The 24,256-nt window shown below is 50.5% G+C and carries 20 protein-coding genes; 15 read left to right on the top strand and 5 right to left on the bottom strand.

Going from position 1 to position 24,256, the window contains the following annotated elements; all coding sequences use genetic code 11:
* Positions 1-209: 209 nt before the first annotated feature.
* The gene (locus ACSZLD_RS15625; RefSeq protein WP_377907581.1) at positions 210-782 is read right to left on the bottom strand and encodes an LOG family protein; all 573 of its coding nucleotides are present in this window, start codon (positions 780-782) and stop codon (positions 210-212) included.
* A 335-nt stretch (positions 783-1,117) separates the two neighbouring features.
* On the opposite strand from ACSZLD_RS15625, the gene ACSZLD_RS15620 reads away from it, so the two are divergent.
* The 11 genes from ACSZLD_RS15620 to ACSZLD_RS15570 all read left to right on the top strand — a co-directional run bounded on the left by ACSZLD_RS15620 (position 1,118) and on the right by ACSZLD_RS15570 (position 16,747).
* Entirely contained in the window at positions 1,118-2,869 is a 1,752-nt protein-coding gene (locus tag ACSZLD_RS15620; protein WP_377907583.1) for an adenine deaminase C-terminal domain-containing protein, read from the top strand.
* Between the two features lie 135 nt (positions 2,870-3,004).
* Positions 3,005-3,319, top strand: coding sequence for a YerC/YecD family TrpR-related protein (locus ACSZLD_RS15615; RefSeq protein WP_168007821.1), 315 nt, complete (start codon positions 3,005-3,007; stop codon positions 3,317-3,319).
* Between the two features lie 286 nt (positions 3,320-3,605).
* Positions 3,606-4,310 carry a heptaprenylglyceryl phosphate synthase gene (pcrB, locus tag ACSZLD_RS15610; protein ID WP_444685723.1) on the top strand — a complete coding sequence of 235 codons (705 nt, stop codon included), beginning with the start codon at positions 3,606-3,608 and terminating at the stop codon, positions 4,308-4,310.
* 41 nt (positions 4,311-4,351) lie between these two features.
* The gene (gene pcrA / locus ACSZLD_RS15605; RefSeq protein WP_377907586.1) at positions 4,352-6,580 is read left to right on the top strand and encodes a DNA helicase PcrA; all 2,229 of its coding nucleotides are present in this window, start codon (positions 4,352-4,354) and stop codon (positions 6,578-6,580) included.
* An 85-nt stretch (positions 6,581-6,665) separates the two neighbouring features.
* Positions 6,666-8,666, top strand: a complete 2,001-nt coding sequence (ligA, locus tag ACSZLD_RS15600; RefSeq protein ID WP_444685722.1) for an NAD-dependent DNA ligase LigA — start codon at positions 6,666-6,668, stop codon at positions 8,664-8,666.
* Between the two features lie 139 nt (positions 8,667-8,805).
* The gene (locus ACSZLD_RS15595) at positions 8,806-10,086 is read left to right on the top strand and encodes a CamS family sex pheromone protein (protein WP_444685721.1); all 1,281 of its coding nucleotides are present in this window, start codon (positions 8,806-8,808) and stop codon (positions 10,084-10,086) included.
* 186 nt (positions 10,087-10,272) lie between these two features.
* A complete protein-coding gene (gatC, locus tag ACSZLD_RS15590) occupies positions 10,273-10,563 on the top strand; it encodes an Asp-tRNA(Asn)/Glu-tRNA(Gln) amidotransferase subunit GatC (RefSeq protein WP_444685720.1) in 291 nt (96 codons plus the stop codon).
* 17 nt (positions 10,564-10,580) lie between these two features.
* A complete protein-coding gene (gene gatA / locus ACSZLD_RS15585) occupies positions 10,581-12,056 on the top strand; it encodes an Asp-tRNA(Asn)/Glu-tRNA(Gln) amidotransferase subunit GatA (RefSeq protein ID WP_444685719.1) in 1,476 nt (491 codons plus the stop codon).
* The gene (gene gatB, locus ACSZLD_RS15580) at positions 12,053-13,486 is read left to right on the top strand and encodes an Asp-tRNA(Asn)/Glu-tRNA(Gln) amidotransferase subunit GatB (RefSeq protein WP_444685718.1); all 1,434 of its coding nucleotides are present in this window, start codon (positions 12,053-12,055) and stop codon (positions 13,484-13,486) included. Before gatA ends, gatB begins: the two co-directional genes overlap by 4 nt.
* Before the next feature lie 391 nt (positions 13,487-13,877).
* On the top strand, positions 13,878-14,333 hold the full coding sequence (locus tag ACSZLD_RS15575) for a hypothetical protein (protein WP_444685717.1): 456 nt from the start codon (positions 13,878-13,880) through the stop codon (positions 14,331-14,333).
* 482 nt (positions 14,334-14,815) lie between these two features.
* Positions 14,816-16,747: a fructose-1,6-bisphosphatase gene (locus tag ACSZLD_RS15570; RefSeq protein ID WP_444685716.1), complete on the top strand. Its 1,932-nt coding sequence runs from the start codon at positions 14,816-14,818 to the stop codon at positions 16,745-16,747.
* Positions 16,748-16,784: 37 nt separating this feature from the next.
* Here the strand turns inward: ACSZLD_RS15570 and ACSZLD_RS15565 are convergent, their stop codons facing one another.
* Complete coding sequence (locus ACSZLD_RS15565; protein WP_444685715.1) at positions 16,785-17,351, bottom strand: M15 family metallopeptidase; 567 nt, start codon at positions 17,349-17,351, stop codon at positions 16,785-16,787.
* Positions 17,352-17,941: 590 nt separating this feature from the next.
* Between ACSZLD_RS15565 and ACSZLD_RS15560 the strand changes: the two genes are divergently transcribed.
* On the top strand, positions 17,942-18,880 hold the full coding sequence (locus ACSZLD_RS15560; RefSeq protein ID WP_444685714.1) for a diacylglycerol kinase: 939 nt from the start codon (positions 17,942-17,944) through the stop codon (positions 18,878-18,880).
* 105 nt (positions 18,881-18,985) lie between these two features.
* On the opposite strand, the gene ACSZLD_RS15555 is transcribed toward ACSZLD_RS15560, so the two are convergent.
* Both ACSZLD_RS15555 and ACSZLD_RS15550 read right to left on the bottom strand, forming a co-directional pair.
* Positions 18,986-19,438, bottom strand: coding sequence for a DUF948 domain-containing protein (locus tag ACSZLD_RS15555; protein WP_168007799.1), 453 nt, complete (start codon positions 19,436-19,438; stop codon positions 18,986-18,988).
* Positions 19,439-19,474: 36 nt separating this feature from the next.
* Positions 19,475-19,822 (bottom strand): DUF5665 domain-containing protein, encoded by a 348-nt coding sequence (locus ACSZLD_RS15550; RefSeq protein ID WP_377907597.1) that lies wholly within the window; start codon positions 19,820-19,822, stop codon positions 19,475-19,477.
* A 224-nt stretch (positions 19,823-20,046) separates the two neighbouring features.
* On the opposite strand from ACSZLD_RS15550, the gene ACSZLD_RS15545 reads away from it, so the two are divergent.
* The 3 genes from ACSZLD_RS15545 to deoR all read left to right on the top strand — a co-directional run bounded on the left by ACSZLD_RS15545 (position 20,047) and on the right by deoR (position 23,134).
* On the top strand, positions 20,047-21,297 hold the full coding sequence (locus ACSZLD_RS15545; protein ID WP_377907598.1) for a NupC/NupG family nucleoside CNT transporter: 1,251 nt from the start codon (positions 20,047-20,049) through the stop codon (positions 21,295-21,297).
* 28 nt (positions 21,298-21,325) lie between these two features.
* Complete coding sequence (gene deoC, locus ACSZLD_RS15540) at positions 21,326-21,997, top strand: deoxyribose-phosphate aldolase (RefSeq protein ID WP_377907599.1); 672 nt, start codon at positions 21,326-21,328, stop codon at positions 21,995-21,997.
* A gap of 171 nt (positions 21,998-22,168) precedes the next feature.
* Complete coding sequence (deoR, locus tag ACSZLD_RS15535) at positions 22,169-23,134, top strand: DNA-binding transcriptional repressor DeoR (RefSeq protein WP_444685713.1); 966 nt, start codon at positions 22,169-22,171, stop codon at positions 23,132-23,134.
* A 120-nt stretch (positions 23,135-23,254) separates the two neighbouring features.
* Here deoR and ACSZLD_RS15530 read toward each other — a convergent pair whose 3' ends face one another.
* Positions 23,255-24,226 (bottom strand): SEC-C metal-binding domain-containing protein, encoded by a 972-nt coding sequence (locus ACSZLD_RS15530; RefSeq protein WP_377907601.1) that lies wholly within the window; start codon positions 24,224-24,226, stop codon positions 23,255-23,257.
* Between the last annotated feature and the right edge of the window lie 30 nt (positions 24,227-24,256).

Here is a 24,256-nt window from a genome sequence, read left to right as displayed (position 1 = left end):
TGCAAACCACACGATCAACAAAAAACCGCCCGTTTCTCCAAGGTTGGGGAGAAACGGGCGGTTTTCATATGAGATTCTGCGATACGAAACGAAAAATCGCTAGATTTTCAGTGGCCCCGTGGAAGCCCGGTCCGGCTTTTATACGTGTAGAGATAGAGAAGAGTATGACAGCACTTACTTCCTGTGCAGACAGGGCGCATTTCTCTTAATCAGTCATTCACATACCGCTGCATGGAAGGTGGATCATACTGCTCCATCATATCAATTAATCGGCCGGAATCTCGTCCAATTGTCAGCATCGATAAATAGCTCTCGTGGAGGAAACCTTCCCGAATCATATGATCAAACATCGTCAGCAGCGGTTCATAATAATTATCAGCGTTTAAAATACCGATTGGCTTTTTGTGGATCCCAAGCTGAGCCCACGTAAACACTTCAAAAAACTCCTCCATCGTACCGGCACCGCCGGGAAGGATCAGAAACCCATCAGCCATGTCCGCCATCCGGGATTTCCGCTCGTGCATGGAATCCACAACGATTAGATCGGTCAGCATCGGATGGGCTATTTCGCGCTCTTGCAGCATGCGCGGCATAATACCGGTTACTTTACCGCCTGCTGAAAGCGAGGCATTCGCGGTAACGCCCATCATGCCGACGGCACCGCCGCCATAAATAAGCTCAATTCCCCGCTCGGCAAGCGCTTTTCCAAGCTTCGTCGATTCCTGTTCGTAGATGTCAGAACGTCCGGTGCTCGAACCGCAGTATACGGCGATACGCCTCATAATGCCGACTCCCCCTTTTTATTCAGGCTGTTCTTTCTTATACCCTTAATCATACCACTTTCAGCATGAAAAACACGAATTTTCTGAAAGATATACATGATAAAGACAGGAGTCCTGTACCAGATGCAGAAGAACAGCCGGCGGGGGCGTTTGGACATCGTCATAAAATTGTCACGTGCGCTTTACCGCGTGCCTGTGTTACAATTATGAAAACGTTTTCTTTACTTTGCTGACAAGGGTTTGACGGTGAAGAAGAAGCGGCTGTGAGAGCCGTTTTTCTTTTCGTTTATGCTTGTGAAAAAGAAAACAATCATCCGAATGCGCAGGTGATTTTGATGTCAAAAGGATTCTCACACTACTGGACGAAAAAACAAATAAAAAAACAGCTTCAGGTTGTCCGCGGAGAACTGGCCCCAACTATGGTCTTGAAAGATGTGACCTATTTGAACAGTTTCAGACGCGTATGGCTGAAGGCAAATATATGGATCATGCACGACAGAATTGTGTACATCGGGGATGAAATGCCGGACCCGTCTGACCAGACAGAAATCATGGAGGCTGAAGGGAAGGCAGCAGTGCCGGGCTATATCGAACATCATTCTCATCCGTTTCAGCTTTACAATCCGCTGACGCTGGCAGAATTTGCAGCAGTGCGAGGCACGACAACGATGATCGGAGATAATCTGCCGTTTTTTATGCACCTTCCTCCGCAGCAAGGGCTGGCGCTGCTTGATGAGCTGCAAAAAAGCCCGGTGTGCCTGCTCTGGAGCGCCCGCTACGATGCCCAGACGGAGCTTGCCAACGGAGATGATACCTTTTCCTATGCCAACATGCGCCGATGGCTGGAGCATCCGTATGTCGTGCAGGGCGGTGAACTGACGGACTGGCCTAAAGTTCTTCAGGGTGACGAACAGCTGATGCACAGCATGCTGGAGACGAAAGATATGCGCAAGCCGATCGAAGGTCATCTGCCGGGAGCGGGAGAAAAAACATTGACGCAGATGGCACTTCTCGGCGTAGACGGTGATCATGAATCCATGTCGGCAGATGATGTATTTAAGCGTCTGAACGCCGGATTGAACGCGTCTCTGCGTTATTCCTCTATTCGTCCGGATCTCCCTGATCTGCTGCGTGAGCTGCATGAAAAAGGCCTCACCTGCTACGATTCGCTGATGATGACGACTGACGGTTCGCCGCCTCATTTCATGAAGCAAGGCGTTATGGAGCATTTAATTGCCCTTGCGGTTCAGGAAGGGGTGCCGTTTATCGATGCTGTGCATATGGCTTCCTGGAACGTGGCGCGCCACTTTTATATGGATGACGTTACTGGTGTTCTTGCTCCGGGCCGTTTAGCTAATATTAACTTGCTTCCTTCCACAGATGATCCATTTCCTGAAGATGTGCTGGCAAAAGGGAAGTGGGTTCGCCGGCACGGAGAACCATGCTTTCCACCAATAGAAGTTGATTGGGAAGCATTCGGACTTCATCCGCTTGATTTAGACTGGGAGCTGAAGGAAGTGGATTTTCATTTCTCTATGCCGCTCGGAATGAAGATGGAGAATGAAGTCATTATGAAGCCGTATCAAATCGCACATGACTTGACGGGAGAAGAGCTGCCTGCCGACAGCGATGAGCTGTTTATGGTGATGCTCGATCGTCATGGCAAGTGGAATGTATGCACGGTAATAAAAGGGTTTGCAAAAAGCATTTATGGCTTTGCGTCCAGCTTTTCCACGACCGGTGATATCATGTTGATCGGCCGCAGTAAGCAGGGGATGCGGGAAGCATTCGCGGAGCTGAAGCGGCGAAAAGGCGGCATCGTATTGATGGAGGAGGACAGATCGGTCAGTGCAGCCGTAGACTTGCCGATCGGCGGTATGTTTGCAAGCCTGAAGCTGGAGGAAGGACTGCTCAATCAAGAGCAGCATTTACGTGAAAAGCTCGCTGAACACGGCTATCCGTTTGGTGATCCAGTTTACAGTCTGCTGTTTTTCTCCGCTACACATTTGCCGTTTGTACGTATCACCCAAAAGGGAATTGTGGATGTAAAGAAGAAAAGGGTACTCTTTCCTGCTCTTATGCGGTAAACTAGTAAAGTACAAGGGTACGTCATTCCCTTCTCAATCAGGAACCGGGAGTTACAGACGAAGGAGCTCTTTTGCTTGGACAGGAAAGATTTTCCCTGGCTGCCTGGAATTACGAGAAAGAGGTGAGCGGTCACTATGCAGATCGATAAACTGCGCGGAAAAGAGCTGGATCAGCTGTTTGACGCTATTTTAAGCTTGAAAGACCGGGAAGAGTGCTATCAGTTTTTTGATGATTTATGCACGATGAATGAGATTCAGTCCCTTGCCCAACGGCTGGAGGTCGCCCGAATGCTGATGGATGGAGATACGTATCAGCGGATTGAACATCAGACCGGTGCCAGTACGGCAACGATTTCCAGAGTGAAGCGCTGCATTAACTACGGAAATGACGGCTACAAATTCACGCTGGACCGGGTGCACGCTCCAGAAGGACAGCACGAGCGCGGATAACATGTTTACAACTATATAAGAAGACCAGAACCGTCTCTAGCCTGTGCTTGAGGCGGTTTTGTGCGGATAAGAAGCATCCTCGTCATGGCACCGGAACCGGCAGGCTTCTCTGCAGCGGCGGTCTGCTGCCGTGGCGGCATGGGGGAAAAGTGGTCCCTTGCACCTGTTTTTCGTTTTTGGTGTAATGGCGGCTGATTAATAATCGAGGCATGCTCCAATTTTTGATATACTACATAACAGACGGTCTGCCCGGCAGATCAATTTATACGTAGGAGCATCGATGACCATGAAACAATTAGAGGATTGGGAGCACGTTTTTAAGCTGGATCCGGCAAAAGAGATCAGCGACGATCAGCTGGAGGAGCTCTGTGAATCAGGAACAGACGCTGTCATTGTAGGCGGAACCGATGGAGTGACAGAAGACAACACGCTGGATCTGCTGATGCGTATCCGCCGCTTCAGCGTTTCATGTGTGCTGGAAGTGAGCGGAATGGAGAGCCTCGTCCCGGGATTCGATTATTATCTCGTTCCGTCTGTGTTAAACGCGCAGTCTGTTACGTGGGTCACAGGGCTGCATCATCGCGCACTGAAGGAATTCGGCCATTTGATCGGCGAAGAGGAACTGATCGCGGAAGGATACTGTGTGCTGAACCCCGAGGCGAAGGTGGCGCAGCGGACCGAAGCAGATACCTCGCTGGACTCAGAGGATGTTGTTGCATATGCCAGGATGACCGACAAGCTTTTTCAGATGCCGATATTTTATCTTGAATACAGCGGCACATACGGCGATCCGGAACTTGTGCGACAGGCGGCAGCCGTGCTGGACCGTGCCCGTCTGTTCTACGGAGGCGGAATCGCTTCCCCGGAGCAGGCATCTGAAATGGGTGCATTAGCAGACGTTGTTGTTGTCGGCAACGTTATTTATGACGATTTCAGAACAGCGTTGAAAACGGTCGCTGCTGTCAAAGCATATACAAAACGGAACACGTAGCGTATGATAAATAATAGAACAAATGTTTGGGTGGTGGCAGCATGACACATGCATTATTGACAGGATTAAATCCGGAACAGCAGGAAGCTGTCCGGCATCATGAAGGACCGCTTCTGATCATGGCCGGAGCAGGAAGCGGGAAAACAAGAGTACTGACACATCGCATCGCTTATCTGATCAGTGAAAAGGGTATTCCGAACTGGTCGATTCTCGCGATCACGTTCACGAATAAAGCGGCGAGAGAAATGAAAGACCGGGTGGCTTCGATTATCGGCGGCGGTGCAGAGGAAATGTGGATCTCGACCTTTCACTCGATGTGTGTCCGAATCTTGCGCAGAGATATTGACCGGATCGGCTACAATCGGAACTTTACGATTCTCGACTCCGGAGATCAGCAGACCGTGTTAAAGCGGATCATTAAAGAACTTAATCTCGATCCGAAAAAATTTGATCATCGTGCTATGCTCGGCTCCATCAGCAGCGCGAAGAACGAGCTGAAAACAGCCGAGCAGTTCGGAAAGCAGGCAAACGGCTTTTATGAAGAGACCGTGTATGAGGTGTATAAACGGTACGAAAAAGAATTAAAGAAGAATCAGTCGCTCGATTTTGATGATTTGATTATGGTGACGATCCGCTTATTTGAGCAGGTGCCGGAAGTGCTTGAATACTACCAGCGCCGATTCCGCTATGTCATGGTGGATGAGTATCAGGATACGAACCGTGCGCAGTATAAGCTCGTCAAGCTGATTGCAGACCGGCATAAAAACCTGTGTGTCGTCGGGGATTCAGATCAGTCCATCTACCGCTGGCGCGGAGCAGATATCCAAAACATTCTTTCGTTTGAGAAGGACTATGACGATGCCAAGGTCGTCATGCTGGAGCAGAACTACCGGTCAACGAAGCGGATCCTGAATGCGGCTAATGCGGTAATTGAGCGGAATCCGAACAGAAAGAAAAAGAACTTGTGGACTGAAAACGTTGACGGAGAAAAAATCACGCTGTACGAAGCCGATAACGAGCATGCAGAAGCACGCTACGTCGTCGGATTGATGAAGGACTATATTGATTCCGGCAAATACAAGCCGTCGGAGATTGCCGTACTCTATCGTACGAATGCTCAGTCCCGGGTGATGGAGGAACTGCTCGTCAAATCGAGCATGTCCTATACCATCGTTGGCGGCACAAAGTTCTATGATAGAAAGGAAATTAAAGATCTGCTGGCCTATCTCCGTTTGATTTCGAATCCGGACGATGACATCAGCTTCCGCAGGATCGTCAACGTTCCGAAGCGCGGCATCGGCGCTGCTTCCGTCGATAAGCTGGCAGGCTACGCGGCTTATCATGATCTCTCGCTTTATCAGGCTGTTCAGGAAGTTGATCAGGCAGGTCTCAGCGCCCGTGCGGTGAAGACGCTTCGCGAATTTGCGGCACAGCTGCGCGGCTGGGTGGAAATGCAGGAATACCTGCCGGTGATGGAGCTTGTTGAAGAGATGCTTGAAAAAACAGGCTACCGGGATATGCTGAAACAGGATAAAAGCCTGGAATCAGAGGCTCGACTGGAAAACATTGATGAATTTTTAACGGTTGCCAAAGAGTTTGAAGAAGCGAGCGATGATAAAACGCTGACGGCCTTTCTAACTGATCTTGCGCTTATAGCTGACATTGATCAAGTCGATAACGACGAGGAAAAGTCGGAGGATAAGTCGCTGCTTATGACGCTGCACTCAGCAAAAGGACTCGAATTTCCAGTCGTTTTTCTTATTGGCCTTGAAGAAGGTGTGTTCCCTCACAGCCGGTCTCTCATGGAAGAGATGGAAATGGAAGAAGAACGCCGTCTCGCTTACGTCGGGATCACAAGAGCTGAGGAGCGGCTCTATATCAGCCGTGCGAAAATGCGAACGCTGTACGGACGCACGAATATGAATCCGCCGTCCCGTTTCCTGCAGGAGCTGCCGCAGGAGCTGCTGCACAGGGAAGGAGCGTCTCCTGAAGTGCCGTGGAGCGGAGGCAGCACTTCTGCAAGGTCCGGTTCAGGTATGAGCCGCAGGCCGGCGCCTAAGCCGAGAAAACCGGCCCGTCCGCAGCCTGCTGCAACCGGAGGATCCTCGTTCAGCTGGAGCGTCGGCGATAAGGCCGCCCATAAAAAGTGGGGAACAGGTACTGTCGTCAGCTTGAAAGGGAGCGGCGATGACGTCGAGCTTGATATCGCCTTTCCGCAAGTAGGCGTAAAGCGTCTGTTTGCAAAGTTTGCACCAATTACAAAAGAATAAGCTGAAGAAGGCGGTATGACGGGGCTTTCCGTACATGCCGCCCTCTTCTGAGATACAGAGGATTTTTCCGCGGAGGTGGCAAAGCATGTCCAAAAAAAAAGAAATCGATGAACGGACGCATGTCCTTCAAGATTATGCATACCATTATTACGTACTTGATCAGCCGAAAGTGCCGGATGAAGAATACGACCGTCTGCTGAGAGAGCTCGAAGAACTGGAGGCGGCGCACCCTGAGCACAGGCATGAGGATTCCCCGACCGGACGAATCGGCGGAGAGCCCCTCGATCAGTTCCGCAAGGTCCGTCACGACGTTCCGATGATGTCGCTGTCCAATGCATTTGATGCCGAGGAGCTCCGTGATTTTGACAGGCGGGTCCGGGACGGGATCAGTGGTACGCCGGTTTACAGCTGCGAGCTGAAAATTGATGGACTTGCCGTGACGCTTAAATACGAAAAGGGTTCATTTATACTCGGGGCAACCCGTGGAGACGGTCAGACCGGTGAGGATATTACACATAATCTCCGCACGATCGGTTCGATCCCGCTCAAGCTGAAAGAACCGGTAACGCTTGAGGTACGCGGAGAAGCATTTATGCCGAAGAAATCCTTCGAGCGGCTGAATAAAGCAAAAGCCCAACGGGGCGAGGCGCTTTTTGCCAATCCCCGCAATGCAGCGGCAGGCTCGCTGCGTCAGCTGGACCCGAAAATTGCAGCGGACCGTCATCTTGATATGTTTATTTACGGCATCGGCAGTTCCCCGGATAAAGACTTTGATTCACACCATGAAGCACTTGAGTACGTCAAGCACCTTGGCTTTAAGACCAATCGGGAAGCAGCGAGACTCGATTCAATCGAGGAAGTGATTGACTACTGCGAGAAGTGGGTTGAAAAACGGGCAGATCTGCCGTATGAAATTGACGGCATTGTCGTCAAGGTTGATTCGATTGAAGATCAGCAGCAGCTTGGTTTTACAGCCAAAAGCCCACGCTGGGCAACGGCATATAAATTTCCCGCGGAAGAAGTTGTGACGACTCTTCGGACGATTGAGCTGAGCGTAGGCCGTACAGGCGTCGTGACTCCGACAGCCATCCTGGATCCTGTCTCAGTAGCAGGAACGACCGTACAGCGGGCTTCCCTTCATAATGAAGACCTGATTCGCGAGCAGGACGTTAAAATCGGCGACCGGGTCGTCATTAAAAAAGCAGGTGACATAATTCCCAAAGTCGTTCGTGTACTGGCAGATGAGCGGACTGGGGATGAAGAAGACTTTCATATGCCGACGCATTGTCCGGAGTGTGAAAGCGAGCTTGTCCGGTTGGAAGGGGAAGTGGCTCTTCGCTGCGTCAATCCAAAATGCCCCGCACAAATCCGGGAAGGGCTGATTCACTTCGTCTCCCGTAATGCGATGAACATTGACGGACTTGGGGAAAAGGTTATCTCCCAGCTTTTCCGCCACGAGCTCGTAGCAGATGTTGCTGATATCTATCGCTTGCAGCGGGAGCAGCTGCTGGAGCTTGAACGAATGGGAGAAAAATCTGCGGATAACTTGCTCAGCGCGATCGAAGCGACAAAAGAAAATTCGCTTGAAAAGCTGCTGTTTGGACTTGGCATCCGCTTTGTCGGCTCAAAAGCAGCTGCGACCCTCGCCATGCATTTTGAGACGATGGAGCGACTGCAGCAGGCAGATGTGGAAGAACTGACCGCTGTTGACGAGATCGGCAGTAAGATGGCCGATGCGATCGTGACTTATTTTGCGCAGGAGGAAGTGCAGGAGCTGATTGCAGAGCTCGCCTCTCTCGGAGTCAACATGACGTACAACGGTCCCAAGCTTCAGGAAGCGTCTGATATTGATTCGGTATTCGCAGGCAAAACCGTTGTGCTGACAGGCTCCATGGATACGATGACGAGGTCCGAAGCAAAAGAGGAAATTGAACAGCTGGGCGGCAAAGTCACATCCAGCGTAACAAAGAAAACAGATATTCTCGTAGCAGGTGAGAAAGCCGGTTCAAAGCTCACCAAGGCCGAAGAGCTCGGCATTCAGGTGCTGGATGAATCTGCGTTTACAGAGGCGCTGGGCCGAAGCTGACCGTATGAAGCAAGCTGCCGCCTTTATGAGCCGGAAGCCCTCTTTTCACCGGAGAAGCCGATGCAGGCTGGCGAAGCGGGCGGCTTTGTGAGAAAATGCGTAGAGGAAACTTTGAGCTTCAAGGAGTGGAACAGTAAACATGAAGAAAAAGCTGCTTTTAACCGGTTCGGCCTCTCTTTTTCTGCTTGCCGGATGTATGCCTTCCCTTGACCAGACGGAGGAGGAGGTCATCGTCGTAGAGGAGACAGAAGAGGAAGAAGAACAGGAATATGTCATTACCCCTACGATTGATTCACCGGACAGCTATTACCGCAATGTTCTTGAAGACGGTACATATCAGCGCAGTGAAGCTCGCGGCAGCGTAGCAGATGCGATGAACAACCGTGTCGATATTGAGCACTTTGAGCTTGGACTGATGGAAATAGCGAGTGGAATATACGATCAGGAGAACTACTTTTTTCAAGAAGGAACGCATCTTCCCAGTGACTTGATCAACAGCTGGCTTCGCCGCTTTGAGCCGGAGCAGACAGATGAAGACGGAGAGAATGATACAGATGTCGAAGACGAAGAAGCCTCAGATGAAGCCGTTGAAATCGATGAAATGGCCGGTCTGAACCCGCCGCTCGGCGATGAAGGCGACGTGGAGAATGCCGACGATCTGGAGGATTGGGAAGTGATGGAAGAGCGTATGCGCAGCAATCCGCTCGTGCTTTCCAATATCAAAGAGCAGAATTATTATGTCGGCAGTGAAGAAGAAGGGGTCCGGCTAGGCGGCATGGTGATCGGCATCTCCGTTCGCTCGGTCTACTACTTCCGCACAGAGAACGATGAGGGCGGTATATTTAACCACGAAGAGCCGGTCGATGAAGAATTTGCGCTTGATTATGCGGAAGAGCAGGCGCAGGAAATGCTGACACGGCTCCGGAACCAGGAGGAGCTTGCCGACGTGCCGATTACGTTTGCCGTTTTCCGTGAGGAACCGCGAGGCTCCATCGTACCTGGTGAATTCAGACAGATGGCGACCGTCGGTGAAGGCGAAACAGAGATCGGCGGATGGGAAGCAATCAGCGAGACGAATCTCGTGTTCCCGTCAAGTGAAGCACGCGAGCAGCAGCCGCAGCTGTCCGAAAACTTTTTATCCTTCCGTGACGAGCTGGAAGACTTTTTCGATATGCCGCTTGGCATCGTAGGCAAGGGCCGCTACAAGGATCAGTCACTTGATGAATTTAAAGTCGAGATCAATCTGCAGTCTCACGGAAAAGCAGAGATTATCGCGCTGACGCAGTTTATCAGCAGCCGTGTCGGCCAGGCGTTCCAAATGCAGGCACCGATCTATATTTATATTGATTCTGTTGAAGGCAGAGAAGCAGTCGTGATTCAGTATCCGGACGAAGATCCGTTTATGCATGTCTACCGCTAATGAAGCACTCATAATCGGGGAGCACCAGGATGAACTGGTGCTCCCTTTTTGCAGTAGATTTACCTGGCCAGGCTGCTTAAACGGAGGTGTTTGCATTTTACACCAGCTGTGACCGCTTACGATTGCCTGGGGGGCGCTTCTTTGATATCATCATACTATTGTAGAGTTTGGAGAGGAGGAAGCAACATGGAGCGAATTACAGAAGAGCAAATCCGCCACGTCGCAGAGCTTGCGAGACTCGAGCTGAAGGACGAAGAAATTCGTCATTTCGGTGAGCAGCTGGATAAAATCGTTGATGCTGCCCAGCAGCTGAATGAGTTGGATACTGAAAACGTAGCGCCGACATCTCACGTTCTGGATGTCCGAAACGTGCTTCGCGATGACAAAGTAAAACCATCCCTACCAAGGGAAGAAGCACTGAAAAACGCGCCGGATCAGCAGGATGGCCAGATCCGCGTACCGTCAATTCTGGAATAGAGAGGTGGACCAGCTGAATGGAAGCATTTGATTACTCACTAAAGGAACTGCAGCAGCAGCTACATAACGGGGAGACGTCCGTTGAAGCACTCGTGAATCTGTCGTTTTCCCGAATCGAAGAAGTCGATGACCAAGTCGGCGCTTTTTTGCGTCTCGATAAAGATCGCGCCATTGAACGGGCACAGGAGCTGGATCGGCAGCTTCAGCAAAACAGTATTTCTGCAGAGGACGCCCTATTCGGCCTGCCGGTCGGGGTGAAGGACAACATCGTAACCAAAGGACTTGTGACGACTTGTGCAAGCCGTATTTTGGAAAACTTTGAACCGGTTCACGACGCTACCGTCGTCGAAAAACTGCGCGATGCTGGAACCGTTACGATCGGCAAACTGAATATGGACGAATTTGCGATGGGATCCTCAAATGAGAACTCCGGCTACAAGCTCTGCCGAAATCCATGGAACCTGGATCACGTTCCAGGCGGATCGAGCGGAGGCTCTGCAGCTGCAGTAGCGGCAGGAGAAGTGCCGTTTTCACTCGGCTCAGATACGGGCGGTTCTATTCGGGAGCCCGCAGCCTACTGCGGCGTCGTCGGCATGAAGCCGACGTATGGGCGGGTGTCCCGCTTCGGTCTTGTCGCATTCGCCTCATCCCTGGATCAAATTGGTCCTATCACACGTTCCGTTGAGGATAATGCGCTTGTCATGCAGCATATTGCAGGATTTGATGAACGGGATTCAACAAGCGCCGATATGGACGTCCCGGATTATCTAGCAGGCTTTACCGGGGATATAAAAGGAATGAAAATCGCGGTGCCGAAAGAGTATCTCGGTGAAGGAGTAGACCAAGGCGTCCGTGAAAAAGTGGAAGAAGCGCTGCGGCTGTTAAAGGAGCTGGGAGCCGACTACGAGGAAGTGTCTCTGCCGCACTCGAAGTATGCACTGGCAGCCTATTATGTGCTGGCATCCTCTGAAGCATCCGCAAACCTGGCACGCTTCGACGGTATTCGGTACGGCGTTCGCCAGACAGAAGACAACCTTCTCGATACGTACAAAAAGTCCCGCAGTGAAGGATTCGGGGATGAGGTTAAGCGCAGAATCATGCTCGGAACATTCGCCCTGAGCTCCGGTTACTACGACGCTTACTACAAAAAAGCACAGCGTGTCCGTACGCTGATAAAAGAAGATTTTGAAGACCTGTTCCTTCAGTATGATGTCGTGATTGGGCCGACCTCTCCGACAACAGCATTTAAAATTGGAGAAGCTGTAGATGATCCAATGACGATGTATGCAAACGATATTTTGACGATTCCAATGAACCTCGCGGGTGTACCGGCAATCAGCATTCCGTGCGGCTTGTCAGATGACATGCCGGTCGGATTGCAGATCATCGGCCGTCATTTTGATGAAGCAACGGTTTACAAGGTTGCCCATGCATATGAGAAAGCGGCGTCCCACAACGCCAAGCCGCAGTTTAAAGGAGGGGCGCAGGCATGAGCTATGAAACGATAATCGGCCTCGAAGTACACGTTGAGCTGAAAACGAATTCCAAAATATTTTGCAGCTGTTCCACTGAATTCGGTGCACCTGCAAATACCCACACGTGCCCGATCTGCCTCGGTCACCCGGGCGTGCTCCCTGTATTGAACAGGCAGGCGGTCGACTTTGCGATGAAGGCATCAATGGCACTGAACTGCGAGATCGCAGAGCGGACCAAATTTGACCGGAAAAACTATTTTTATCCGGACAACCCGAAAGCGTATCAGATTTCTCAGTTTGATGAACCAATCGGAGAGAACGGCTGGATTGATATTGAGGTAAACGGGGAGAAAAAGCGAATTGGCATTACGCGCCTTCACTTGGAAGAAGATGCGGGCAAACTGACGCATCTGGATGGAGAAGGACACTCGCTTGTCGACTATAACCGCGTAGGCACCCCACTCGTGGAAATAGTATCGGAGCCGGATATCCGCACTCCGGAAGAAGCCTATGCGTATTTGGAGAAGCTGAAAGCCATTATGCAGTATACGGAAGTCTCCGACTGCAAAATGGAGGAGGGCTCTCTCCGCTGCGATGCGAACATTTCCATTCGCCCAATCGGCCAGGAAAAGTTCGGCACGAAAGCAGAGCTGAAAAACTTGAATTCCTTTACCCATGTTCAAAAGGGTCTCGAATTCGAAGAGACGCGTCAGCGGGAAGAGGTAGAGAACGGTGGAGAGATTTTACAGGAGACACGCCGCTGGGATGAACAGGCGAAGAAAACGATCCTGATGCGCGTGAAGGAAGGCTCGGACGACTACCGCTACTTCCCGGATCCGGATCTCGTTAATTTGTATATTGATAAGGACTGGAAAGAGCGAGTGGAAGCGACAATCCCGGAGCTACCGGATGCACGAAAAGACCGCTACATGAAGAAGTATGATCTGCCTGCTTATGATGCCGGCGTGTTGACGCAGCAAAAGGCAATGAGCGACTTTTTTGAGCAGGGACTGGCTCTAGGCGGACCGGCGAAGCCGTTGTCCAACTGGCTGATGGGCGAAGTGAATGCTTATTTAAATCAGCATGACAAGGACATTCAGGACGTGCCGCTCACGCCGAAAGCACTCGTGGACATGATTGCCCTGATCGAGAAAGGGACGATTTCTTCCAAGATTGCAAAGAAAGTATTCAAGGAACTAATTGAAAACGGCGGAGATGCTGAAGCGATCGTTGAAGAAAAAGGATTGGTGCAAATCAGCGACGAAGGTGCCGTACGCGGCATGGTCAATGAAGCACTGGACCAAAATGAGCAATCTGTCGAGGATTACAAAAATGGTAAAGGCAAAGCCATCGGGTTTCTCGTCGGACAAGTGATGAAAGCCTCAAAAGGCAAAGCCAACCCGCAGCTGGTAAACGAGCTCTTAAAAGAAGAAATCGACAAACGATAAAAGGAAGCCGTCTGATCAAGCGATCGGGCGGCTTATTTGCGCTGCTGGAACAGTTGTCGTGACGTCACAACGGTTGGCGGAAGATGCTGACATGGCAATGGCGTTGCATTGTGTCCGGTCATGATAAAAGCTTGCCGCCATTCAGACTCGCGCCACGTTCATGCTGTGTCCGAAAAAGCGGGCGGACTCTCTTCACAAACGTGAGGAAAGCAGTGAAAGCGTTACCTTTTAAAGATATAAGGCGATATGTTTGTCTGAGGCCGGCTTCAATCATGACGCGACGCTTAGACTCTGCGGCAGAGGTCCTGAAGCGGGTTGTCAAATGGGAGGATTCTTCGTTATACTCGAAAGCATTCGTGAAAAAAACTGACAAACGAAAGGTGTTTTTCGAGTGATGACGAAGCAAATGCTTCTTTTCTTTATACGTACAGCCGCTATGCTGCTGCTGGTGACAGGCGGTACGGCGATGATTGTCCAGCTGGCGTCTCTCGCCCTTGGCAATGACGTGCTGATCAGCTCCTGGACGTCTCTCGCAGTATTTTCAGCCGCAGTCGTGCTTTGGATCATACCGGTTCAGATCATTGATTGGCTGAAGCTGATACGAGTGCAGCGCAGAATCCGGAGAATCATTTTCCCATATGCTGTTTCTGCTCTTCAAATTGGTTTTTTTGCAGGCTATCTGGCGACAGTCAGCAGTTCCCTGACTGGCATCACGTTTTCAACGCTCGGGCTTGCGGTTGTGATAACGGCTATCGCAGCTGGAGCAAGGCTGCTGTACGCAGGTATCGTAAAACAGGTCCGGCACTTGAAGCAGCCGCGAGTACATCTCACAACCGAACATTCTTAAAAACATGCATTCCCCTCTGTAAAGAGGCCGCTTATGCTTCATTTTGTATCGGCCAAGGACTAAAACAAAAACCGCTCGTTCTTCATTTTTTGGAGAACGAGCGGTTTTTTCATTCGTTAGTCGGCTTGCTGCAGGATTTGCAGAGAGAGAGAGGGAGGTCAGGATCGAGAGGGCTTGAAGCGCCGATGAACACTGTGATGTACCGGACAATTACGGTTAAGAAACTCCGGCAGCCTGCATGCTTAGCGAAAGTACTGCAGCGAGGCGTCTTGACGTCTTGCTCGAGCAAGACTTGCGGCGGTCGGAGCTGCACCAGCAATCCATTCTGAAAATTTTTCCTTTTTCCACTAGTTCCACCGGCGTAACTGCTATAAACTGGAGGTAAGTTGAAACCTCTTTACCATGGAGGGGAAGTACCGGCATGTCACGAAGAAAAAGCCTGCTGCAGGGAACGACCTGCACAGGCAAAGGGGGTATTCTGGATGGATGAAAAGTATCTGGATCTGCTGGCAAAGAAATATGATAGTGAAGAGGAAGTGGCGACGGAGATTATTCACCTGGAATCGATCTTGGATTTGCCGAAAGGAACGGAGCATTTTGTAAGCGACCTTCACGGTGAATACCAGGCGTTTCAGCACGTGCTGCGGAACGGATCGGGCAATGTCAAAATGAAGATAGCCGATGTGTTTAAAGGCGAGCTGAGCGAAGCGGAAATAAACGAGTTTGCGACGCTCATCTACTACCCGGAGGAGAAGATAAAGCTTGTCAAAAGCACCTTCACGAGCAAGGAGGAGCTCAGAGAGTGGTATGAGAAAACGATCGCACGCATGCTGCGGCTGATTTCACGTTCATCCTCAAAATATACGCGGTCCAAGATCCGTAAAGCACTGCCGCAGCAGTTTGTCTATATTGTCGAAGAGCTGCTGTACAAAAAGGATGAGGTCGAAGATAAAAAGGAGTATTACGAAAAGATACTTGAGCGCACAATTGCCTTCGGACAGGCAGACAAGCTGATTATCGGCCTTGCCTATACGACGCAGCGGCTCGTCGTCGACCATCTGCACGTCGTCGGTGACATTTATGACCGGGGGCCCGATCCCCATAAAATTATGGACACGCTCATTAACTACCATTCGCTAGACATACAGTGGGGGAACCATGATGTGCTCTGGATTGGCGCCTACGCCGGTTCTAAAGTGTGTCTTGCCAATATCATCCGCATATGTGCACGCTACAACAACCTGGACATCATTGAAGACGCCTACGGTATTAACCTGCGGCCGCTGTTGAATCTTGCTGAAAAGCACTACGGGGATAATCCGCCGTTCCGTCCGAAGCGGACCGATGACGATCAGCTGAGCGAGCAGGAGCAGCTGCAGATCACGAAAATCCACCAGGCGATCGCCATCATTCAGTTCAAGCTCGAAAGTCCCATCATCAAACGGCGTCCATGCCTGCACATGGAGGACCGGCTGCTGCTGGAGCGTGTCGACTACGGTAAGAATGAAGTGACGATTCACGGGAAAACCTATCCGATCGAAAACGGCTGCTTTGCCACCGTGGACGCGGACGATCCGTCTGCGCTTTTGGATGAGGAGCAGCAGGTAATTGACAAGCTGCTGTTCTCCGTTCAGCACTCCGAAAAACTGACGCGCCATATGAATTTTCTAATGAAAAAAGGCAGTCTGTATTTAAAATATAACGGCAACCTGCTGATTCACGGCTGCATTCCGCTGGAAGAAGACGGCAGCATGAAAGAAATGGATATCGAAGGCAAGGTATACGCCGGGCGTGAACTGCTCGATGTGTTCGAGCGGTACGTACGCGATTCGTTTGCCCGTCCGGAGGAGACGGATGATTTCGCGACGGATATGATCTGGTATTTATGGACGGGTGAAAATTCATCGCTGTTCGGCAAGCGGGAGATGACGACGTTTGAGCGCTACTTTATTAGGGACAAGGCGACACACAAGGAGCGGAAGAATCCATATTATTCATTGCGGGAGGATGAGAACATGTGCCGGCGCATGCTGGAGGAGTTCGAGCTGGATCCGGAGCAGGGACGCATCATCAATGGGCACACCCCGGTGAAGGAAATCGACGGGGAGGACCCGATTAAAGCCGAGGGAAAGATGATCGTAATCGACGGCGGCTTCTCAAAGGCGTACCAGTCGACGACGGGAATTGCAGGATACACGCTTTTGTACAATTCGTACGGCATGCAGCTCGTCGCCCACCAGCATTTCAACTCAAAGGAAGACGTGCTGACGAAGGAAACCGACGTTCTCTCGGTGAAGCGACTCGTGAATGAGGAGCTCGTGCGGAAAAAAGTGCGGGAGACGAACAACGGAGAAAAGCTGAAGCAAGATATCGAAAGCCTGCACCGGCTGCGGGAACACCGGTATATGACATAGAAAAGAGCGCCGCACCTTTTGCTGAAGGGGCGGCGCTTTACTCATCGGAGTTAGTTTCCCTAGCCCGCTGAAGTTCGTTGATGGACAGGCCAAATGTCATTTGCAGATGCGGGTAATCGGAGAAGCCATCCCAGTCACCGCCCCATTCAAAACCGATATCTTTGGCGATAGCGGCCACTTCGAGCCAGTCTGGTTCGCCGCTTCCGTTAAAGTCGGTTTCGATGTCCCAAACAAGTCCATCATCGGTTTCGAGTGCATAGTCAATGGCAAGGCCGTAGTTATGATACGACTCCCAGGCGGCTGCGTTGGTGACGATATCCCCGTCGGCAGACCGGCCTCTCGCATACAGCTCATCCTGGCGGTCGGGGGAGCGGTACCCTTCTGTAATAACGAGGCGGATGTTCTGTTCCTCCGCCCGCCGCAGCAATTCCTCTTTCGCCTCTTCCACGAGCGGGTGAAGCTGGTTTTCCGACACGACAGCTTCCGCGGAAACGAGCGGATCTCTCTGTTCTTCGGTACTGCCCGGAAGTTCCACCGTCTTCCAGTCTACCGCTGACAAAGCAGCGAGCGCTGCCAGGAGAAGCATCACTACAATTAATCGCATATCGTTTCACCTTCTTTCGTTTATGGTATCACAGAACAGGATTTGAGACGGTGCCCAACCTCCTTACGATGGAACCTGCGAGTAAATGAAAGCACGGAACGACGCACGAACATGATGCTGCTCATAATGGCAACGGGTCTGTGAGGGTCAAAGCCAAGAACGCCTTAGCCTGTGTATGTCTCGGCAGGCAAGTCGGGTATATCCGCTTTAACCCGGTAAGTCAGGGTAATACGAAAACGAAAAAGAGAGAAATTAAAAGCATGCAGTAGTATATATGAGAGATAAAGCGATTTTACCTATTAAATTAATAATTCTGAATATTTACAATAAAAAGTTTATCGTATAAAATGAGCTCTACACAGCAAGAAGCTGTGATATCCATAGGAAAGGGGTTTTGCGATCGATCCAGCCACAGCAAGGATTTTTTACGCGAAGGAGGGATTGCAAAACAGGATGAATAGCGACATACGAACATGAGCAGGCCTTTGTCAAAAACGATGCTGTTGACAAAGGCCTGCTTTTTGTATGCTTCAAGCGTCCATATTATGGTATACTGACTTGGAAAACTGGGGATGACGGGGGACGGTACCATGACGAAACGAGCCAGGCTGATTTATAATCCTACTTCCGGCAGGGAACAAGTAAAGCGTCATCTGCCGTTTATTTTAGAAACATTGGAAAAAGCAGGATACGAAGCATCCGCCCACGCAACAACCGGCGAAGGGTGCGCCCGCCGAGCTGCTGCGCTTGCGTGTGAACGGGAATTTGATTTTGTGATTGCAGCAGGCGGCGACGGAACCATTCATGAGGTCGTTAACGGGATCGCCGAAAAAGACTACCGGCCAAAGCTGGGGCTGCTTCCGGGCGGCACTACGAACGATTTTGCACGGGCGCTTCATATTCCAAAAAACATAGAGGAAGCCTGTGAGACGCTTGTATCGGGGAAAGAGCGTGCGATTGACGTCGGCCGCGTCGGCGAAAAATATTTTATTAACATTGCGGGGGCAGGTACCCTAACCGAGCTTACATATGAAGTGCCAAGCCGCCTGAAAACGATGATGGGGCAGATGGCGTACTACGTAAAAGGATTTGAGAAGCTGCCGAGAATTAAACCGACGCAGGTGACGATTCACTATGATGGAGAGACCTTTGAAGGGGAAATTATGCTCTTTCTCGTCTCCAACACGAACTCCGTCGGGGGATTTGAGAAGCTTGCACCGCAGGCGTATCTGGACGATGGCAAGTTCGATTTAATCATCGTCAAGAAGACGAACCTGGCGGATGTCGTCCGCCTCACAGGGGCTGCCATGCGCGGCGAGCATTTGAAGGACGATCGTGTTCTCTACGTACAGGCCGGGGACATCGAAATCATCTCTGAAGATAAACTGGAGCTGAACCTGGACGGTGAGCATGGGGGAGCATTGCAGGAGCGGTTTACCAACTTGTACCGGCATGTGACGATGATGGTGCCGGACAGAATACACACGTGTCTGAAAGCAGATGATGACGCGCAGGCGGAATTAGAATAGCGAAAGAGCTGTCCAGTCCTATTGGCCTGCGACAGCTTTTTTGAGCAACCAAAAATAAAGAGCGGTCCGGCAGTTTCACCGGGCCGCTCTGTAGGGTCAGTTCGATCAGGAAGCTGATGTGACGTCTTCCGCTACTTTGTTCGATTCTTTCTTAATCTGGCGCAGGTAATACACGAACGCAGCGCCGCGAAGAATACCTTCAAGGTGCTTTTTATCAATGTAGTTAATGCCGGCTGTTGCACGGTCGTGCTTTACGGACGTATAGCTTGCGAGCGTGCCTGTCAGGTGATGAGCAGCTTCGCCGGTGTCGTGAATGATATCAAACAGCGGATTCAGCTTGCCGATTTTTTCGTTAACATCCACGAGTGTTTCGTTCGTGTTATAAAGAATCAGCGTTGTCTCACTCGTAATTTCCCCGAGACTTTTATTCAGCGTTGACACCGTATCGGCCGTGTTTGATAGCGTGGCGGCCAGATTGTTGAGCACCGGACGCAGGAACAGTACGGCGACAAAAAATGCAATTGCTAATACAAGAACTCCAATGCCTAACCAATCCATATGTAGCACCTCATTTCAAAAAATTTGAACTTCTTACTATTCATTATCCCGATTTGCTTCGACAATATCAAGCAGGTTTGCAATATATTCGCCGACAAGCGGAGCTGAAACGAGCTGAGATAAAATTAAAATCAGTAAACCGATAAAGATCGCGGTACCGACGGTAAGGCCGACGCCCCGTGCTACACCTGCAATCAGGTTCGTTTTGATAACTTCTCTCGTATTAGTGAAGTGATACGCCATATCCTTCAACCGGCCATTCGTCGTAATATCCTCCAGCTTGTCCAGCAGCTGTTCAAACCGCTGATTCTCTTCCTGGCGCTTCTCATCCCCGCGGGTTTTGGACGGGACTTTTCGTTTTTCCTGCTCCTTCGAAAGCGGCATCTAGTCAACCCTCCTCTGCTGCATCTGATGATTGAATACGGACTGCTGTTCTTATTCCCTGTATGCGCCATATGTAAACAACAGGCAGAAAAAAGGGCGATCGGTTGGGTACATCACGATCAGCAAAAATGAACTTGTGATTAAAGTAATATTTACATATGTTCAAAATTAGTGGTATAGTGGCAAAGTCAGAAGAAAACGCTAACATAACGGGGGATTCACAGATGAACATTTTGTGGGGAATTGCCGGAATTGTAACAGTGCTCAGTATTGCACTGCTGCTGTCATCCAACCGGAAAGCGATTAATCCACGGACGATATTCGGCGGTTTAGCCATCCAGATTTTATTTGCATTTATTGTGCTTTATTCCACGGTGGGCCAGCAAGCGCTGTTTGCCTTCACGGAAGTAGTCAACGCGATCGTCGGCTTCACGGGAGAAGGGATCGACTTTCTCTTCGGCGGATTATTTGAAGCTGAAGGCGTCGGCATGATTTTTGCGTTTGAAGTACTTACGATCATTATTTTCTTTTCTTCACTGATTTCCATCCTTTACTACCTGGGAATCATGCAGTTTGTTATCAAGATTATCGGCGGTGCCCTCGCATGGCTTTTAGGAACAAGCCGGACAGAATCGCTGTCTGCTTCTGCTAACATCTTTGTCGGCCAGACGGAAGCACCGCTCGTGGTCAAACCGTTCCTGCCGCAGATGACACGCTCCGAGCTTTTTGCTGTCATGACCGGTGGACTCGCATCTGTAGCCGGTTCTGTGCTGATCGGGTATTCCCAGCTTGGGGTACCACTCGAATACCTGCTCGCAGCAAGCTTTATGGCGGCACCTTCTGGACTCGTTCTGGCTAAAATTATTATGCCGGAGACAGAGCCGGAGAAAGCGTCAGATAAGCAGGAAATCGATATGGAAGATGATAAAGAGTCCTATAATGTCATCGATGCCGCAGCGAGAGGGGCAAGCACCGGTCTTCAGCTTGCACTGAACATCGCAGCGATGCTGCTGGCGTTTATCGCTCTTGTTGCTCTTGTCAACGGAGGTCTCGGCGTTGTTCAGACCGGTATTAACTGGGTTCTCGATTTCTTTACGACATTTCAGCTGGAAGGATTAACGCTTGAAAATATCTTTGGCGTCATTTTCGCACCGCTCGCCTTTGCGATTGGAGTGCCGTGGGCTGAAGCATTTCAGGCCGGAAACTACATCGGACAGAAGCTCGTTCTGAACGAATTTGTAGCCTACGCTTCGTTTGCACCGGAAATCGAGAACCTTGATCCGAAAACGGTTCTCGTTATCAGCTTTGCGCTTTGCGGTTTCGCAAACGTATCGTCACTGGGGATCCTGCTCGGCGGACTTGGGAAGCTTGCTCCAAGCCGGCGCGGAGATATTGCCCAGCTCGGTGTCAAAGCCATTTTTGCAGGTATGCTCGCCTCTCTCTTGAATGCATCTATTGCAGGCATGTTCTTTTAAAATTTGACGATAAAAGGGGTAATGTATGATGACACAGTCAGTTGCATCCATGATCGACCACACGCTATTAAAGCCGGAAACAGTTGAAGAACAAATCGTTAAGCTCTGCCAGGAGGCAGATGAATACCGCTTTGCATCCGTCTGCGTTCAGCCTGTATGGGTTGAAAAGGCAGCGGAACTGCTAAAGAACGCTGAAGCAAAAGTGTGCACGGTTGTTGGTTTTCCTCTCGGAGCTAATACACCGGAAGTGAAAGCCTTCGAAACAGAAAATGCGATTCAAAACGGAGCAGATGAAATTGATATGGTCCTGAATATTGGAGCGCTTAAGCAGGGAAATCTTGAGCTCGTAGAACGGGACATGCGTGCCGTTCAGGAAGCAGCGCAGGGAAAAGCGCTGACGAAGGTTATTCTGGAAACATGCCTGCTGACAGATGAAGAGAAAACGGCAGCCTGCAAGATTGCCGTGAAGGCAGGACTGGATTTTGTAAAGACGTCCACCGGCTTCTCGACAGGTTCCGCAACCGTAGAAGATGTAGCACTTATGCGCAGAGCGGTCGGAGATCAGGCTGGCGTAAAAGCATCTGGCGGAGTCCGGTCGCTTGAAGACGCGAAAGCGATGATTGAGGCCGGCGCAACACGAATTGGCGCCAGCGCAGGTGTAGCGATTGTAAAAGGGGAACAGAGCGAATCCGATTATTAATCAGTAGAACGTAAGGCCTCGGAGTGAAGCAGATTCCGGGGCCTTCTTTATGGATAAAGCTGCGTAAAATAAACACACTGATTCTCGGAGAAAGCGATTGCAATTTACGAAATTGCGTGAAATAATGTTCATAGACGGAATAACGTTAGTTTGGCTCCAGGGGGAAGGACCATGACAAAGGATAAATTATCACGGGTCGTCAAAGCAGCGAAAATGTATTATCAGCTGGACTACAGTCAGCAAGCGGTGGCGGAAGAGCTTGGTATTTCCAGACCTTCTGTGTCGAGACTTCTTCGAGAAGCCAAAGAGAAGGGAATTGTGCAAATCCGCATCGTAGATCCCTACCAGGATTTACAGCAGATTGGAGCGGTAATCGAGGAGCATTTCGGACTGAAGAACTGTATTGTCGTCGATGCCCCGGTTCACGACGATCATATTATCAAAGAGGAAATCGGGAGACAGACGGCTTCTTACTTGCAGCAGATCGTTAAAGACCACGACATCATCGGAACAACGTGGGGCTCGACGATGTATGAGGTGGCCAGGCAGCTTCAGCAGAAAAGCGTGCACGATGTGATTGTGACGCAGCTGAATGGCGGAGTCAGCTATTCGGAAGCCAATACGTACGCCTCCGAGATCATACACTATCTCGGACGGGCGTTTCATACGTCGCCGTATTTTCTGCCGCTGCCAGCGATCGTCGACCATATGGTAGTGAAGCAGGCGATCGTCTCCGACCGGCACATTCGTCATGTGCTCGATCTCGGTAAAAAAGCGAACATCGCTGTCTTTACGGTGGGCATGCGCTATGAGGATTCCGCCTTGTATAAAGCCGATTACCTGACCGATGATGATATGAAGGTGCTGAAGGAAAAACAGGCGGTCGGAGATATCTGTTCACGCATGTTTGATATTAACGGGAAGCTCTGCGATGAAGATTTGAATAACCGGACGATCGGCATCGAACTTGATGAACTGAAGGAAAAGGAATACGCTGTGCTGGCAGCCGGCGGGCTTCAGAAGCTGGATGCTATTATCGGCTCGCTTCAGGGAGGCTACTGCAACGTGCTGATTACCGACCTCTTCACAGCGGAAGCGCTGCTTGACTGGAAGCAGGAACAGGAAACAAGTGCCTGAGAAGAGTAGATGAATGAGAGAAAAACGTACTCTGCCGATGTTAAAAAGCGACATGAGAAAAGCCGGTGATCTGGAATAGATCGCCGGCTTTGTTGATTTAATCTGGTTTTTCGTTTTCCATTAAGATTGCTCAAAGGCAGTGAGCTGCTTGACCTTTGCAGAGATTGTGCTTTTCGAGACACCATACTGCTCCGCGCAGGCCTGCTGGGAAAGAGGCTCCTCATCCGGGAGTTCTCTTGCAGCCCAATAGTGCAGAGAGGCTGCATAGGCTGCTGGTTTCGTAATGCGGGGTGCTTTCTGATAAAGAAAGCGGCGCAGCATGGATGCAGAGGCTGCACGGACACGCTTTCGAGCAGACAGCTCAGACAGGATCGTTTCATAAGCCTCCTGTTTATCGAAGACGGGTCCGGTTTCCAAGACAGCACCAAGCAGCTGCAGCAGCTGATCAAACTGCTTCGTAAAATGCTTTTGTTTGGTTATCTCCACCCGGGTACATTCATTCAGAAATGCTTCGGCAAGCTTCGACGGGAGTTCAACAGCATCGCTGCCGAGAGCCGGTCCGTCGGGAGTCGGATAAAGGTAGCCGATCACATAGGAACCGCCTTCGATCGTCTGCGAGGAAGGCGTCTTTTGAATCGTCTGCGACTTATCCGTCCAGACGTTTTTCAGCGCGATATATTCGCTGTCTGCGTGAACGACTTCAAACAGGCTCGGCTCAAGCTTTTGCCACGCCCCAAGGAACTCCTGGAATGCGGGCGTATAGCTGTCGTGATGCTCATCGACAAACCGCTCCAGAATCGTTTTATCCTTGAGTTTCCAGTTAAACAGCATCCAGTGAAAGAGGAGCTGGGAGAAGGCGCGGGCATCCGGTACGGCCAATGATTCAAACGCAGCAGTTTTTTTGTCGTACTCGGTTTTAATTTGATCATCAAATGCCTTGCTGTAGTCAAACAGCTTCGGAAGCAGTTCATTAAATGCGCGCACATCTGCCATATCGAATTTAGACTTTGTTTCCAGCTTTTTTAAGCAGCACTTTTTGTATTTTTTTCCGCTGCCGCATGGGCAGGGATCGTTTCGTTTTAACGTAGCCATGATTCCACCTCTAATTTTCTGTATGCATGA

Source organism: Alkalicoccus luteus (genome assembly GCF_052061695.1).
GTDB classification, from domain to species: domain Bacteria; phylum Bacillota; class Bacilli; order Bacillales; family Salisediminibacteriaceae; genus Alkalicoccus; species Alkalicoccus luteus.
This window is presented reverse-complemented; position numbering and strand designations above follow the sequence as displayed.

Bases quoted from the DNA above. Each gene is read 5' to 3' on its own strand.
- ACSZLD_RS15625 (WP_377907581.1), bottom strand. From the start codon at position 782: ATGAGGCGTATCGCCGTATACTGCGGTTCGAGCACCGGACGTTCTGAC.
- ACSZLD_RS15620 (WP_377907583.1), top strand. From the start codon at position 1,118: ATGTCAAAAGGATTCTCACACTACTGGACGAAAAAACAAATAAAAAAA.
- ACSZLD_RS15615 (WP_168007821.1), top strand. From the start codon at position 3,005: ATGCAGATCGATAAACTGCGCGGAAAAGAGCTGGATCAGCTGTTTGAC.
- pcrB (WP_444685723.1), top strand. From the start codon at position 3,606: ATGAAACAATTAGAGGATTGGGAGCACGTTTTTAAGCTGGATCCGGCA.
- pcrA (WP_377907586.1), top strand. From the start codon at position 4,352: ATGACACATGCATTATTGACAGGATTAAATCCGGAACAGCAGGAAGCT.
- ligA (WP_444685722.1), top strand. From the start codon at position 6,666: ATGTCCAAAAAAAAAGAAATCGATGAACGGACGCATGTCCTTCAAGAT.
- ACSZLD_RS15595 (WP_444685721.1), top strand. From the start codon at position 8,806: ATGAAGAAAAAGCTGCTTTTAACCGGTTCGGCCTCTCTTTTTCTGCTT.
- gatC (WP_444685720.1), top strand. From the start codon at position 10,273: ATGGAGCGAATTACAGAAGAGCAAATCCGCCACGTCGCAGAGCTTGCG.
- gatA (WP_444685719.1), top strand. From the start codon at position 10,581: ATGGAAGCATTTGATTACTCACTAAAGGAACTGCAGCAGCAGCTACAT.
- gatB (WP_444685718.1), top strand. From the start codon at position 12,053: ATGAGCTATGAAACGATAATCGGCCTCGAAGTACACGTTGAGCTGAAA.
- ACSZLD_RS15570 (WP_444685716.1), top strand. From the start codon at position 14,816: ATGGATGAAAAGTATCTGGATCTGCTGGCAAAGAAATATGATAGTGAA.
- ACSZLD_RS15565 (WP_444685715.1), bottom strand. From the start codon at position 17,351: ATGCGATTAATTGTAGTGATGCTTCTCCTGGCAGCGCTCGCTGCTTTG.
- ACSZLD_RS15560 (WP_444685714.1), top strand. From the start codon at position 17,942: ATGACGAAACGAGCCAGGCTGATTTATAATCCTACTTCCGGCAGGGAA.
- ACSZLD_RS15555 (WP_168007799.1), bottom strand. From the start codon at position 19,438: ATGGATTGGTTAGGCATTGGAGTTCTTGTATTAGCAATTGCATTTTTT.
- ACSZLD_RS15550 (WP_377907597.1), bottom strand. From the start codon at position 19,822: ATGCCGCTTTCGAAGGAGCAGGAAAAACGAAAAGTCCCGTCCAAAACC.
- ACSZLD_RS15545 (WP_377907598.1), top strand. From the start codon at position 20,047: ATGAACATTTTGTGGGGAATTGCCGGAATTGTAACAGTGCTCAGTATT.
- deoC (WP_377907599.1), top strand. From the start codon at position 21,326: ATGACACAGTCAGTTGCATCCATGATCGACCACACGCTATTAAAGCCG.
- deoR (WP_444685713.1), top strand. From the start codon at position 22,169: ATGACAAAGGATAAATTATCACGGGTCGTCAAAGCAGCGAAAATGTAT.
- ACSZLD_RS15530 (WP_377907601.1), bottom strand. From the start codon at position 24,226: ATGGCTACGTTAAAACGAAACGATCCCTGCCCATGCGGCAGCGGAAAA.